14 protein-coding genes and 3 pseudogenes are annotated in these 15,062 nt (G+C 31.6%); 6 read left to right on the forward strand and 11 right to left on the reverse strand.

Annotated elements, in window-relative coordinates:
- Positions 1 to 11: 11 nt before the first annotated feature.
- From Q4528_RS11280 to Q4528_RS11290, 4 genes and pseudogenes are all read left to right on the forward strand, one after another.
- Positions 12 to 329, forward strand: coding sequence for an SAUGI family uracil-DNA glycosylase inhibitor (locus Q4528_RS11280; RefSeq protein ID WP_225307066.1), 318 nt, complete (start codon positions 12 to 14; stop codon positions 327 to 329).
- A gap of 86 nt (positions 330 to 415) precedes the next feature.
- Positions 416 to 598 (forward strand): annotated as a pseudogene (locus Q4528_RS17170) (DUF960 family protein); the annotation flags it as partial.
- Positions 593 to 1,000 (forward strand): annotated as a pseudogene (locus Q4528_RS11285) (DUF1643 domain-containing protein); the annotation flags it as partial. The pseudogenes Q4528_RS17170 and Q4528_RS11285, both read left to right, overlap by 6 nt.
- A gap of 15 nt (positions 1,001 to 1,015) precedes the next feature.
- Positions 1,016 to 1,237, forward strand: a pseudogene (locus Q4528_RS11290) (hypothetical protein).
- A gap of 424 nt (positions 1,238 to 1,661) precedes the next feature.
- Here Q4528_RS11290 and Q4528_RS11295 read toward each other — a convergent pair.
- From Q4528_RS11295 to Q4528_RS11320, 6 genes are all read right to left on the reverse strand, one after another.
- Positions 1,662 to 2,144 (reverse strand): YdhK family protein, encoded by a 483-nt coding sequence (locus Q4528_RS11295; protein WP_089589865.1) that lies wholly within the window; start codon positions 2,142 to 2,144, stop codon positions 1,662 to 1,664.
- Between the two features lie 19 nt (positions 2,145 to 2,163).
- Positions 2,164 to 3,597: a multicopper oxidase family protein gene (locus Q4528_RS11300; protein ID WP_017636308.1), complete on the reverse strand. Its 1,434-nt coding sequence runs from the start codon at positions 3,595 to 3,597 to the stop codon at positions 2,164 to 2,166.
- 14 nt (positions 3,598 to 3,611) lie between these two features.
- Complete coding sequence (locus Q4528_RS11305) at positions 3,612 to 5,675, reverse strand: heavy metal translocating P-type ATPase (protein ID WP_017636309.1); 2,064 nt, start codon at positions 5,673 to 5,675, stop codon at positions 3,612 to 3,614.
- Positions 5,676 to 6,308: 633 nt separating this feature from the next.
- The gene (locus Q4528_RS11310; protein ID WP_002467540.1) at positions 6,309 to 6,740 is read right to left on the reverse strand and encodes an antibiotic biosynthesis monooxygenase family protein; all 432 of its coding nucleotides are present in this window, start codon (positions 6,738 to 6,740) and stop codon (positions 6,309 to 6,311) included.
- A 30-nt stretch (positions 6,741 to 6,770) separates the two neighbouring features.
- Entirely contained in the window at positions 6,771 to 6,902 is a 132-nt protein-coding gene (locus tag Q4528_RS11315) for an FAD-binding domain-containing protein (protein WP_236582557.1), read from the reverse strand.
- 44 nt (positions 6,903 to 6,946) lie between these two features.
- Positions 6,947 to 8,089, reverse strand: a complete 1,143-nt coding sequence (locus Q4528_RS11320; RefSeq protein ID WP_303521607.1) for an RNA-guided endonuclease TnpB family protein — start codon at positions 8,087 to 8,089, stop codon at positions 6,947 to 6,949.
- Positions 8,090 to 8,161: 72 nt separating this feature from the next.
- Between Q4528_RS11320 and tnpA the strand changes: the two genes are divergently transcribed.
- Together tnpA and Q4528_RS11330 are read left to right on the forward strand one after the other, a co-directional pair.
- Positions 8,162 to 8,608, forward strand: coding sequence for an IS200/IS605 family transposase (tnpA, locus tag Q4528_RS11325; RefSeq protein WP_372868721.1), 447 nt, complete (start codon positions 8,162 to 8,164; stop codon positions 8,606 to 8,608).
- A 334-nt stretch (positions 8,609 to 8,942) separates the two neighbouring features.
- Positions 8,943 to 9,368, forward strand: coding sequence for a pyridoxamine 5'-phosphate oxidase family protein (locus tag Q4528_RS11330; protein ID WP_017636312.1), 426 nt, complete (start codon positions 8,943 to 8,945; stop codon positions 9,366 to 9,368).
- A 176-nt stretch (positions 9,369 to 9,544) separates the two neighbouring features.
- Here the strand turns inward: Q4528_RS11330 and Q4528_RS11335 are convergent, their stop codons facing one another.
- The 5 genes from Q4528_RS11335 to Q4528_RS11355 all read right to left on the reverse strand — a co-directional run bounded on the left by Q4528_RS11335 (position 9,545) and on the right by Q4528_RS11355 (position 15,058).
- Complete coding sequence (locus Q4528_RS11335; protein WP_017636313.1) at positions 9,545 to 11,050, reverse strand: phytoene desaturase family protein; 1,506 nt, start codon at positions 11,048 to 11,050, stop codon at positions 9,545 to 9,547.
- Complete coding sequence (locus Q4528_RS11340; RefSeq protein WP_303521608.1) at positions 11,047 to 11,928, reverse strand: phytoene/squalene synthase family protein; 882 nt, start codon at positions 11,926 to 11,928, stop codon at positions 11,047 to 11,049. The genes Q4528_RS11335 and Q4528_RS11340 overlap by 4 nt, the downstream gene beginning before the upstream one ends.
- Before the next feature lie 55 nt (positions 11,929 to 11,983).
- Entirely contained in the window at positions 11,984 to 13,027 is a 1,044-nt protein-coding gene (locus Q4528_RS11345; protein ID WP_154895750.1) for a glycosyltransferase family 2 protein, read from the reverse strand.
- Between the two features lie 66 nt (positions 13,028 to 13,093).
- Complete coding sequence (locus tag Q4528_RS11350) at positions 13,094 to 14,584, reverse strand: phytoene desaturase family protein (protein WP_047211166.1); 1,491 nt, start codon at positions 14,582 to 14,584, stop codon at positions 13,094 to 13,096.
- Entirely contained in the window at positions 14,585 to 15,058 is a 474-nt protein-coding gene (locus tag Q4528_RS11355) for a glycosyl-4,4'-diaponeurosporenoate acyltransferase CrtO family protein (RefSeq protein WP_154895752.1), read from the reverse strand.
- Positions 15,059 to 15,062: the final 4 nt, after the last annotated feature.

A 15,062-nucleotide genomic window follows, 5' to 3' on the forward strand; every position in this document is an offset into this window, starting at 1 on the left:
TCAAATAATATATAACTCGTCTTTTCCAACTATCTAACAATGAAACATGGGAATGTGAAGCGTTAGAAGAAGCAGCAGAAAATATACTTCCTACTCGCTTTGTAGACCATACCCCACTTGCTCATCTTACACTTGAAACTTATACCTACTATAACAATGAACTACATGAGCTAAGTATCTTTCCATTTCTTATGTACGTCAATAACCAACTCATCAGCATTGGTTATTTGGATTATTTTGATATGGACTTTCTCTACCTCACTGATATTAAAAATACGATTATCGATGAACGTCATCTACTAAAAGAAGGAGGGAATCGCCATGAATAATTGGATCAAAGTGGCACAAATATCTGTTACGATTATTAGTCAAGCAATTATCATCATGAAAGAAATTCAAGATGAGGTAAAATAATATGAAAATCAATCGATATATCACAAGAGGCATTAGTGAACAACTATCTCTAGAGCTTCAAATATTACTTTGGAATATGGTGAAAGAAAGAGATAATCACCCCCATACAGATTACCTACACATTTTTAGACTACAAGAAGATAAGAATATATTGTCAATCACACATGAACAAGAACAACCCGCTTGTACAGTGATAACGATGTACCCTCATTTAGATGGTGTATTATCACTCGATCCTACTACTGTTCTCATTCTTAATCAATTAGCGAATTCTGAACAATATGGCGCTGTATATTTAGTGAATTTATTTTCGAATATTAAAACGCCTGAAAATCTCAAACATATCAAAGAACCATACGATGAGCACACAGATATACACTTAATGAAAGCGATAAGTGAAAGTGACACAGTGATTCTAGCTTATGGCGCCTATGCGAAGCGGCCTATTGTCGTCAAACGTGTTGAGCAAGTGATGGAAATGTTGAAGCCTCACAAAAAGAAAGTTAAAAAACTCGTTAATCCAGCAACAAATGAAATCATGCATTCACTAAACCCTAAAGCACGTCAAAAATGGACATTAAAATAAAAAGGAGGGTTATCTATGAACCGTGAAACTACACAATCAGACTGGTGAACGGTTGCTAATTGTTTAGCGTCACAAAATTATATATCAATAGTAAAAGGGCTAGTACATCACTTCACAGCAATTGAAGATGAAGAAATATTGGGGAAAATCTATGAAGATTTTATGAATGACGATTGTATTACAACGGTACTTAATAATGATTTACAGACAATTATTAACCATTATCTATCAAAATGAAAACTATATTCTAATAAAACTAGAGCATCCTTCACTTTGCAGTGAGGGATGCTTTAGTTTATCCATTATTTCTCATTTTATTATTTTTTAATGCATTTTTATTACCAATAAATCTTACCAAATTATAATCCAACCTTAATTTAAAATTTTTATTGCTATAATTATAGCATAAAAGATAACTACTAAAACTGAAAAACCGCATCACTTATGATATGCTTCTGCGTATCGGTTAATGATGTGGTTTTTAATTATATAATTTCAATTAATAACGTAATGAACAGTTTTTTGATAAATGTTATTCTTCTAAAATTCTTTTTAATTTACACACTAAAAAATATCCTCCTTAACAATAATAAGTTATTTAAATTATTGATTAAGGGGGATATTTTTATATCTATTTATTTCTCAATCTAGAACTAGATTTTTATCGTGCTTTCAGTTCATTTACTGTCATCCATTTATGATTTTTAATGATTTTACCATTATCTTTGGATTTGTAATCAACTACGTAAACAGTAGTCTTTTTCACGTTATCTATATTGGCTGTAGCACCTTTCATATCAGACATATGACTTGCTTCTAATTTAACAGTATCGCCCTTACTAAATCCATCTTTAGGTGCATCTTTGATCTCTTCGTTTACGACCCTTTTATGATTGTTTACTTTTTCATTTCCACTTGTGGGTTTATAACTTACAACATAGGCATATGTTTTATACGCACCTTTTACAGTAGCTTCTGCACCTTTCATACCTGGCATATGTCCTGCTGTAATCGTTACTTTATCTCCTACTTTAAATTCACCTTCATTAGTCGATTTCATATCTTCAGGAACTTTACTTTCATCATTATGCTTCATATGGCTCTCACTTTTTTGGTCATTAGTGTCTTTATCTTTTTTCATCATATTAAAATTTCCCTATTGATTAGTTTGTTACTTTTACTTGACCCATCATTCCATTATCTTCATGCTCAAGTATATGACAGTGAAACATGTATGTTCCAGTATTTTTAAATACAACCTCTATTTTAGCTTTTTGTCCAGGTTCCAAAGATATAACATCCTTTTTACCCCTCATATCTTTTGGAGGTTTCTCCCCATCCACAGATAAAACTTTAAATTGCGTTCCATGGATGTGGAAAGGATGTTTCATACCACCCATTTTATCTTTGACGTTTTCAATTTCCCATACTTCTTTCTGGTTTAACTTTTGTGTAAAATCTATTCTGTTAGGATCGAATTTATTACCATTAATGGTAACATTATCATTCATACCTTCTAATTTTATTTTCTTACCTACTTTTGGTGTATTACTTTTGTTAGAACTTTTCTCTTTGTTACTAATCGGTAAAATTACAGTTTTATCATTATCAACCAGACTGATTTTCTCGCCTTTCATTTTAGATAAATCTATTACTATTTCTTTTCTTTCTGAAGGAGCTAAATTAATTTCTTTTAATTTTTTAGCGTTTTTTAATTGACCGCCATCTGAAGCAATATACTCAAAACTTTGATTATTACTTAGCTTAAGATTTAAATCTCGAGCATTAGAACCATTTAAAAGTCTCAAACGTATTTTCTCTTCTTTTGCTGTAAGTTTGGGGTTTACTATTCCGTTCACAAGAACAGTATCACCTTGAGTGCCATCTTCGTCTTTCGTTTTTGAATAATTTAATTTTTTAGATACAAATGTTTTATCTTGGATTATTATAGGCAAATCATTTTTTCCATAATTACTAGGATAATTATTCTTTTTACTATCTTCTATATATAATAATCCTGATAAGCCATTATAAACTTGTTTAGCTGTATTTGGAGAGGGGTGGGGGTGATACCATAACGTAGCAGAATCTTGATTAACCTCAAATTTTATAGTTTTTTCTTTTCCTGGTTTTATAACCTGAGAAGGCCCTCCATCCACTTTTCCATTTACTTCTAATCCATGCCAATGAAATGTTGTATTTTCATCTAAGTTATTTATTAACTTAATTTTAACTTTATCTCCTTTTTTTAATTTTAAAGTTGGTCCAAGTAAATTTCCATTGTAGCCTAGAGTATTAGAAAAATTATTTTTGTAAAACTCTGTCTTTCCTTCCTGAGCTTTTAATGTATAATTTTTATAACCATTGTTATCTTTTTTTGACTCTGCAACTTTAGGGAATATTATTTCATTTTTTCCTTGTGAAGAATTTAATTTCTTTCTTTCGTCATGATGTTTCATATTTGTCATATCCATTGTATTTTTCTTATCTTCTTTCATATTCATCATATCATTCTTACTTTCTGCGAAAGTATCATTAGACGCAATAATTGTTATGGAAAAAATTATAATTAAAATTGCAAAAACTTTATTATACATAAGGTTTACCTCTTTTATTTTAATTTTAATGTAAAAGCATTAATCGCTACTATAACTGTACTTAAAGACATTAATATTGCTCCTACAGCTGGTGATAAAATCAAGCCGATAAATGCTAAAATACCAGCTGCTAAAGGTACAGCAACAATATTATAACCTGCACCCCACCATAAGTTTTGCACCATTTTTCTCATAGTATTATTTGAAAGGGTCAAGAAATGAATAATATCTGATGGATTACTTTTAACAAGTATGATATCACCTGAATCCACTGCAACATCTGTGCCTGCACCAATTGCTATACCAATATCGGCTCTTATAAGACTCGGCGCATCGTTGATACCGTCTCCGACCATCATGACTTTATTACCGTCACTTTGATAATCTTTTATAATGCTTTCCTTATCTTCTGGCATGAGTTGTGCGTGGACATCACTAATACCTAATTCTTTTGCGACAGCGTGTGCCACTTCATTATTATCACCTGTAAGCATGACTGGTGTAATATTTCTTGATAGTAAATCAGCTACCATTTGTTTTGAGCTTTCTTTAATTTGATCTCCTTGAGCAATCATGCCAATGACTTGTTGGTCCTCAATTAAATAACTGATTGAATTACCTTGTTGAGCTAATTTAGTAAACAAGTCATTGTCATAATTAAGTTTATGTTTATCAAGATAAGAGACATTTGTTATTTTATATGTTTTATTATCAATTAGACCTTCTAATCCGACACCTGGAATATTATTAACGTCTTGTGGGTTAGTAAATGAAACATTTTTACTTTTCGCAAAATCAACAATACTTATAGCTAATGGGTGATTAGATTGACTTTCTAATGAGGCGAAAAGGCTTAATATTGTATCATTACTCAAATCATTTTTAAAGCTCTCATAATGATTCACAGAAAAGTTACCCTCAGTTAAAGTACCAGTTTTATCCATCATTACATAATCGATATGTTGAGCTATTTCTACAGACTCTCTATTTTTAATAATTAAACCGTTATGTGCACCAATTGAAGTAGAACGTGCAGTGACTAAAGGTATTGCCAAGCCTAAAGCATGTGGACAAGCAATGACTAACACAGTTACAAGACGTTCTAATGCAAAATCAACATCATTTTGAATGAGCATCCAGACAATAAAAGAAATCACGCCAACACTTACAGCAAAGTAGAATAAATAACCCGCTACTTTATCAGATAACAATTCAGCACTAGATTTATCATTTTGTGCTTGATTAACAAGTCCCATAACTTGAGAAAGATATCCATCTTCTCCCACAGCTGTAACCTTGACTTGTATTGTTCCAGACCCATTAATAGAACCCCCGATGACGTTGTCATTTTGATTTTTTTGTACTTTTTTAGATTCTCCAGTGACTAGGGATTCATCTATAGATGTTTGTCCTTGAACGATAATACCATCTGTTGGAATACTTTCTCCGGCTTTTACTTCGACGATATCATCAGTCATGATGTCTGATATTTTAACTTCTTCACGTTGGCCATTATCCATAACTTTAATAGCACTATTAGGTAACAGTTCTGCCATTTTCTTTAAAGCATCTCCAGCATTTCCGACAGCATTCATTTCTATCCAATGTCCTAATAGCATAATTAAAATTAAGGTTGCTAATTCCCAAAAAAAGTCCATTGTATGACCAGTTGCACTACTAAAGTTATTCATATAAAAAGCATACAAGCTATAAATATAAGCTACTGAAATACCTAGGGCAACTAAGGTCATCATGCCTGGTTTTTTTGTAGCAATTTCATCTTTACCACCAGACAAGAACGGTTTACCACCATAAAAGAATAAAATTGTACTTAATATTAACACTACCCATTCAGAACCTGGAAATGTGAATTGAAAAGGTAAGTTAACACCCATCATTGGCGATAAAAGAATGATAGGTATTGCAAAAATTAATGAAACAAAAAACTTAACTTTAAAATTTCCATGATGATGTGCATGGCCACTATGATGATGATGTGAGGCATGGTTATCATGATGCATTTGATTAGAATGATTCATGTGATTTTGATGATTATGCGCTTCACCATTATTATTCAAATTAACCCCTCCTAATGAAAATGTTATAGTAAAGTTACTTATACTATAACATATACCCCAATGGGGTATAAATAATTTCGATTTATCTCCATTTATGGATTTATTTATATCATTCTGAAAATGATGTCTATACGTCCTACATTAGACCTTGTCATCGATGTTTAAAATAAGGTTTTAATTAAAAAATCTCATCTGAATTATCGCATGACAATACACTCTGACCAAGGTTAGCATTATCAACACAAGTCATATATTAATATGCTTAAAGAAAATAACGTATTTCAAAGTAGGTCTAGAAAAGCAAATTGTCTAGATCATTATTTAAAGAAGCCAGTAAATGAATTCATAATAAACTCATTTACTGGCTATTCTTCTAGTATTTATATTCAGTCTTTTCAAACTATATTAATCATTTTTTAATTCTTAAATTCTACGCCACAATAGCTGCATTTTATTAAAGATACTATATATTCAATCAATTTCAGAGTGAGTTATATACAACCTCATTTATAGTATGAGTCTGCTTATCAGTGATTTTGCTAAAAATTTTATATCGCTTAAAAAATAGACAAGTTAGTATTTAAATAACTCGCCTATATGTTTTCAGAAATATCATTTAATTCAAAAATTATGTTATTTAAATTCTAAACTAATATTAAATGATAGGTTTCTGTTTACAATAGATTTATCAGCGCCTTGTTTGGTTCCTCTATTTTTATGGGATGTTTTATATTCCTGAGACTCTTGCCAATGTTTGTAAGCTGCTTCGTCTTGCCAAAACGTAATGATAACATGATGTTCATGTGTACTATGTGGCTTTAGAAATAATAGATTTTCAAACCCTTCAGTATTCTCTAGATGTTTATCTCTATTTAAGAACACACGCTCGAAGTCTGCCTCTAAACCAGGATTAGCATATAAATGGTTTAAAACTGCATAACCATATTGTGGCAAATCATTAATTTGTTCTAATATAGTATAGTGGTATGTCACATTAAATCTATTAATAGTTACCTCATTATTATTTTTGTCTAAATAAATACGATGTATTTCATTTTTTAACAAATGAATCACTCCTTTTTATTGGATGACATGTCAAAATTGCTTAAATTTATCCATAACATAATCTCTACTATTTTTATGATTCACGATAGTCTGTGGATAATCTTTTCCAATTTCAATATGATGAACTACATCGTTACTAAAGTAACGAGTTTCTAGGAACACTCATGACTTGATTTACTTATTTCAAAGTAAATCAGTGGTCTAAGCTATTTGACTAAGGCTTGTCCCAAGCCTACATTTCTTATATTTTTCGCTGCGTTAATATCTCTATCATGTAAAGTATGACATGATGAGCAACGCCAATGGCGTATATCTAATGTTTTTTTGCCACTATCATGACCACAATTAGAACAGAATTGTGAGGTTTTATATGGATTGACACAATGTAACTGTTTGCCGTATCGTTCACATTTATATTTTAATATTATTTTAAATTGATGCCATGATTGTGAGGCAATAATACGTGCTAAGTGATGATTTTTTAACAGATTAGATGTTTTCAAATCTTCAATGACAATCACATCATAGTTTTTGACTAAATCTGTCGTGATTTTATGAATATAGTCTTTACGCGTATGAGCTATTTTTTCATGAATACGAGCGACTTGTTGACGTGCTTTCTGATAATTTTTTGATTCTGACAATGACTTATCTTCAGCTTTGGCACGTAATCGACGCCTTGCCATTCTTTTTTCCCAAACATGTAACTGTTTTTGGTATTTTAAATGCAACCTTTGAGAACGATATTTATGACCGTCAGATGTAATCGCAAAATCAGAAACGCCTAAATCTATACCTACAGTTTGATGTGTTTTAGGTAAAGTTTGATTTTCACTTGTAACTAAAACAGACATCATATACTTACCACTTGGTTTTTGTTTAATAGTAACTGATTTGATACGTTCATTTTCAATATGAGGTACACTCATTCTACACTTAACCCAACCTAATTTAGGAAGTTTAGCATAACGTTGATTGCCATTAAAACGTATATTCTCCCCTCTTATTGTACTTAAATAAGACTGTACCGTTTGTTTTCTTGATTTAAATTTAGGATAGCGACAACCTCCTTTAAAGAAACGGTCAAATGTATCAGATAATGTTTTAACAGAACATTGAATCGCGACACTGTCTACATCTTTTAACCAAGGATATTCCCGTTTTAACTGAGGGATTAATGAAGATAGTTTTGAATAAGATAACATTTTAAGGTTAGCGTTATTTTGATATCGTTCTTTTAACATACCTAACATTTGATTCCAAATGAATCGTGTATGACCAAAAGTCATTTGTATCAGTTCAGCTTGTTTTTGATTTGGATATAGTTTACATTCGATTCCTTTATACATATGTGTCACCTCCTTTTACACTTATATGATAACACACATATGACTTTGTTTAAACCAATATTAAATGCTATAATTAAGGTTTATAGGAGGTTTCATATGATTGTTAAAACAAGAACGAATGTGTATGATTTTAATTTTCATCTTGTATGGGTGACTAAGTATCGTGCTTCAATTTTTGATACAGATTTAAAGCGTAATGAGATGAAACGTATACTTGAAAATATATCTCATCGTTACGATATCACTATTCAAGAAATCGAAGTGATGTCAGACCATATTCACATGTTACTAAGTTTCAATCCCAAACATGCCCCAAGTTCTATTGTTAAGACGCTCAAAGGACGTTCTGCGAGAGAATGGTTTCAACTATTTCCCGAGACGAAAAAACAACTATGGAATGGGCATTTATGGTCACCCAGTTTTTTCATGTCGACACTTGGTAATATGTCTAAAGATGTTGTAGAACAATACATTCAAAATCAATTGACAGAGTACAATGCAGGTCGCCCAAGACAATGATTCAACTCGGTACTCAAGTACCGAGTTTTCTCATTTGGCGACCTCTAATAAAATACAATTTATTTATCTCATTTTGATGCTTCACTATATATTGAAAAAGTGGATTATCTTTCGTTCTAAAAACTCTGTTAAGTATGACTCCTAAATGGATTTTATTGCTTCCCAGCTTTTTTCATACAAATTCACTTTATCATTGTCCTTTAACTTAAGATTGTGTTTTCAATCATATACCCGTTTTAACTTTTGTATAATTCACTTAAAAATAAAATAAATTTTAATACCTTACATATTATAGGCAACTTCAGTGTATATTATTATCAGAGGTGATTAAATTATGAATAACGAACAATTACAAAATGAAATTGAAAATATATTAAATACATCAAAAATAGGTGTTCTATCTACTGCACATAACAATACACCTAATAGTAGATACATGATATTTTATAATGATGGACACACACTTTATACTAAGACAAGCATTGAGTCTAAAAAAATTGATGAATTGAAAGATAATCCCAAAGCTCATGTACTTATAGGTTACGATGAAACGAATAATCGTAGTTTTCTAGAAATTGATGCTAATGTTGAAATACTGAAAGATCAAGAGACTATTGATTGGATTTGGAACAAACAAGATAAGTCCTTTTTTGACTCTAAGGATGATCCAAACTTGTGTGTAATTAAAGTAATACCAAAATCCATAAAAATTATGAACGATAAAAAATTAGACACACCACAAACCATTACGTTCGATTAGTTAAAAAGGCGAGCCTGGGACATAAATAGATGTCTCAGGCTCGTTTTCAATTTGGCAGTAGGTGACTGAATTGAAAATGCGATTATATCAAGCTTTTTTCAATTCTAGTCACCCTTGCCGGAGTGGGACTACGAAATCTATATTAGAAAATTTGATTTCTGTCCCACCCCCGCTTTTTATATACCATTATTAATATCTTCTAACATAGCATCAACTGTAATTTTAGCACTCGTCAGTACAATTGGCACTCCTGCCCCTGGATGAACACTAGCTCCAGCAAAATACAAATTTTTGTAATCTCTGCTCACATTAGGCGGTCTGTAATAGTTACTTTGCGCTAAAGTAGGCATTAAACCAAAGGCTGCTCCAAATTTAGCATTATAATCTCCTTCAAAATCCTTAGGTGTATAAATAATTTCTGTCACAACTTGCTTTTTCAAATCTTCTAACGCTTTAATCGTAGAAAGCTTATTGTAAATAATATCTTTCACTTGTGTGATTGTTGACTCATCAGACCAATCCGTATCACCTGTTTTCAATTCTGAAACGGGCATCAGCACATAAATACCTGTTTGACCTTCTGGCGCTAACGACTGATCTTCCACACTAGGAGCGTATACATATATTGATGGATCTTGGGATATTTCGCCAGAAAATATTTCATTGATATTATTATCAAAATCCTTTGAAAATATAACATTATGTAACAAGATATCTTCAGATAAATCTTTATCAACCCCTATGTACATTAAAAAGGCTGAGCAAGAATAGTCCATATTATCAATTTTCTGTGTCGTATACTTCTTAGGATGATGTTCATTTTTAATTAAAGATGAAGTAGCATATGGGAAATCAGCAGTACAAATTATTTTGTCATACTTTTCTATATGTCCGTTTACTTTTAGTCCCTCCGCACACTTATACCTACCATCAATGATAATTTCTTCAACGTTTGCGTTGGTATAAATTTGAGTATCTAATTCTTCATTTAGCGTTTGAAGTGCTCTGACAAAGCTATACATACCACCTTTTATAAAGTGAACACCAAACATTAACTCTATCATGGGTATAATTGAATACAATGACGGGCTTCGTTTAGGGTCGATACCTATATATAATGTTTGAAACGCTAAAATCTTTTGGATTTTTTCATTATCAACATATTTTTCAATTAAATTATCTGCTTTATCAAATGTTTTGAGTTTCATACCTTGATATATAGTAAAAGGATTATAAAAATCTGTAGGTTTCCTAAACGTACGTTCTAGAAAATATTTTCGTGCTATTTCGTATCTTTCGTATATATCTGTTAAAAAGGACATAAAACCATGTGTAGAGTTAGATTCAATACTTTCAAGCATATCTCTTAATTGAGCAAGATCTGTAGGAACGCGAATTTGATCTGTTTCACTAAAATAAACATCATATATATGTGATAATTGTTTAATTTCCAAGTAATCATTCATATTTTTTTGAGCATAATTAAAAACGTCTCGATAAATCTCAGGCATCATTACGATGGTTGGTCCCATATCAAATGTAAATCCATCTTGCTTGATCTGATTCATCCTGCCACCTATTTGTTGGTTCTTTTCATATAAATCTACTTGGTGACCGTTTGCTGCTAATCTTGAAGCTGCAGCTAAACCTGAAACACCGCCGCCTATAACTGCAATCTTCATAATGTTTCACTCCTATTATATTTCGCACTAAGTTCATGATAAATTTTCATTTTTTTCAATTTGCTTACATATACTTTCTTATGCAACGTATAGTTTGCCTTCCTTACTTCCACAAGTATTTCATGATAAGCTATCGCAGCTAATTCGATAATGTAACGTACCTCTTCGTCAAAATAATTAATACCGTTTAATGCAATATCATATAACCTAACTGCCTCTGTAGCGTAACTTTCCCACAGTTCTATATAATTTGGCGTAACTCCTTCATAATATATAGAATGTAGATTAACTCGATATTGAGCTAATTTTTCAACACTTAGATAAATTCTTCCATTTTGAAAATCTTCGCCGACATCTCTTAAAATATTAGTTATTTGCATTGCCTTGCCTAAAGCAATCGCAGCTTCTTCAGCTTGCTCGAAATTATTTTCATTTGATGAAGTTAATATAGGAGTTAACAATTCACCGACAGTACCTGCCACACCATAGCAATACTCATATAAATCTGAATCAGTTTTCATTTCTTTTAAAACTAAATCTTCCTTCACATATTGAATTAAAGATTCAAAAGGTTTTTTAGGTATTGAATATGTATTCAATGTATTACTTAAAGCATTCATAATAGCTGTATCACTTTGATACGCTTGAATATAATCACAATCGCTATAAATCACATCTAAATCTCTAGCTATGCCGTTTAATTGCTCAAGATCTTTGTATTTATCAATACTGTCATCTATAATTCTGCAAACTGCATAAATAGCCCAAATTGCTTTTTTCCTTTTTAAATCCAAAAAATCAAAGGCATATGAGAACGTTATTGAATGTTCTTTCGTTATATTGTGACAATAATTATCATCTCTCTCTAATTGATTCATTTATTGGCCTCCTCAGTAAACCTAGAACTTCTTGACATTTGTATAAAAAACTAACCTATAAATCTATTCTACGGCCTTTCCAATATATACGTTTGAATACATTGATATCTAACAATGATTTAAAAAATATCACGACAAAGCATATGAAGAGCAGTGGATGACATAAACTCGCAACGATATTAAAATTTCCTGTTCTTCGGATAAATATATGAAATTGTATCGTATATATAAAATATAGAGTAATAGCTAATAATATATATAACGAGCCTAAATTAATTGAAAAAATTATCGCTAAAACTGTTGTAAGTGAACCAAATAGCCATAAAAATACAAACGTAAGCGTAGACTTTTTAGTTACTTGAGAGCCAAGTGCAAAGTGTTTACTCCAACCCTCTAATAGCGCTTTATATCCTTGAGCATACATTCTAAAATTCACTACACCTTGGCCTTCATGCAAACTAACTGGCAAACCTTGCTGATTATATGCTTTACTTATTGCAAAGCCTTCAATGATTTGATTTTTAGCTTTCAAATGTCCTTGTGTCAATTTATAATCTTGCTTATTTGTCACAAGGACTGGTCCAAACGCGCCTTGCTCATTATTTGCTGATTTCGTGATCGAAAATTGATTCATACCTACGATTGTCATTAAATTAAAAATCGCCGATATATTTTCATATAGCTTTTTTATCTTGTGATAAGGTTGTATTGACAACAAACCTTTACCACCTTGTAAATCATATTGATTGGCTATATTTTGAATACTATCATCACAAGCAAACTGAACATCAGCATCAACAAACATTAATAAATCATGCGTTGCATATTTGCTACCTTGCCAACAAGCATGTGACTTACCTTGCCATGTAGTATCATTTTCAACAGTATATACGCTCGCACCATAATATCTAGCGACAACTTGTGTCTCATCAGTTGAACCATCATCCATAACAATTACTTCTATTTCTTGCTTTTTACTTATACTGTTAAGTAATTTAGGTAAGTTCTCCGCTTCATTTCTAGCAGGTACAATAACACTGACGGCTGTCTGACCTCTTTCTTTTCCGGAGTTATTTATAATCGCTCGACGCGCATACATACACATTCCACTTATTAGTGATAGTATCGTCAATACTATTGCTATTATATAAAGTATCATTCAGCCTCAACTACTTTCTCCATTAATAATAGCTTCTGCTACTTGCATACCACTCAAAGTAACCATAGGCATACCAGCGCCAGGATTTACAGAACCACCTACAAAGTACAAATTTTTGAAGTACTGACTTTTTTTAGGAAATTTAAAACCTTTATTTTTCTTCTTATTGGATACTACGCCATATATAGCTCCTTTATTAGAATTGTATGTATTTTCTATATCATGTGGTGTCCATACGTCTTCATATACAATGTGCTTTCTCAAATCTTTCAAGCCCATGGACTCTAATTTATCCAATATACGTTCTTGGAATTGCAGATATTCTGCTTCACTAAATGACTTACTCTGAATGTACGGTATGTGTGGCAATATTTTTATATTCTCGTGTCCCTCTGGCGCCTGTGTCTTATCTGTTTTATTTGTATTCACTACATAAATAGTCGGATCTTCAGGCAAAACATACTGGTGAAAAACTTGATCATAATTAACTTTAGAATTACTTGAAAAGAAAAAGTTATGATGTTGAAGCTCTGGATAACTTTTGTCCACACCAAGATGCATGACATAACCTGAACTAGCTGGCTCAAATTTACGTTCCAATTTGTTTATTTGGTTTGCATCAAAATTCAATAAATACTTATAAACAGGGATTACTTCCATATTAGATATAATGTAATCTGCATATATTTCCTTATTACTTTCTATTGTTATCCCTGTCACCTTATTTTGACTATTATAATTGATACGTTTTACAGGGGTGTTAAAATGTATGCCCACACCTAATTTTCTCGCTAATTGTTCCATCGCTTCCGCTAACTTATGAATGCCACCATCTACGTACCACAAACCTTCCTCATGTTGCATTTGAGGTAATAAACTCAATACAGCCGGAGCATCATAAGATGAGGAGCCGACATATTTTATGAAATAACCTAGCATTTCTCTTAAATATGGGTTATCTACCCTTTTATTAATGGCTTGTTGCATTGTATGAAAATAATCGAATTGCTTTAAAGCTGAAAATGGACCATGATAACGAATAATTGCAAACATCGTATCTAATCCCTTATCAAAGTAGCTTTTTTCAGCAACTTGATGTATCTTTTGTGCGTAACTAAAAAACGAAGAAAGTTGCTCTATATCTTTATTTGTTAACGATTCATTATTTGTTAACATATCTTCCATGGATTCATATAAATCTAAAATTTGGCCATCTGGGTAAACGTTTCTAATCTGTAAACTTAACTTACGAATGCTAACATAATCTTCTAGCCTTTCATCACATCGTTGAAATAAGCGTTGAAATACTTTAGGCATGGTTAAAATTGATGGACCGAGATCAAATCCATAGTCATCTATGTCTAACCTATTTACCTTTCCACCGATATGCTTATTTTGTTCATATAAATCCACTTGATAGCCTGCTTGAGCCATACAAATTGCGCTAGCAATCCCTCCCAAGCCACCTCCTATGACAACCACTTTCTTATTTCCCATTTAATCACCTTTTCTTTTTTGTAATTTATTATAAATACGTATTAACTTAGGGCGATTATAGCGCTGAACAATCATACAAGGCAAATTAGCTATAATGACATATATAAAATTAATTAGTTTAACACTTTTTGACGCTTTAAAAAACGCAATAACAGGAAATATGGATAGCAGATGAACCACCTCTGCACGTCTAGTTTCTAATATAAATCGCTGTATATCATTCATATTTTTAGATAGATCGAAAGTCGCTTTACTACTGATATTAGGGTTAAGATTTTGACCGTCTGGCAAATGATTTTTCCAATATTGCACTTTAACTAATTGTTGCCATAATTGACCTTCTTGTTCAATATTCCAACTTCGAAAATACTTATTATCTTTTTCTAAGAACTTATAACTAATACGAGTACCAAGTTGAGCAATAATCATTTGAACTATAAACCAATATAGCGCAATATATATAATCTTTTTCATCAAT

The organism is Staphylococcus pasteuri (genome assembly GCF_030547725.1).
Classification (GTDB): Bacteria; Bacillota; Bacilli; order Staphylococcales; family Staphylococcaceae; genus Staphylococcus; species Staphylococcus pasteuri.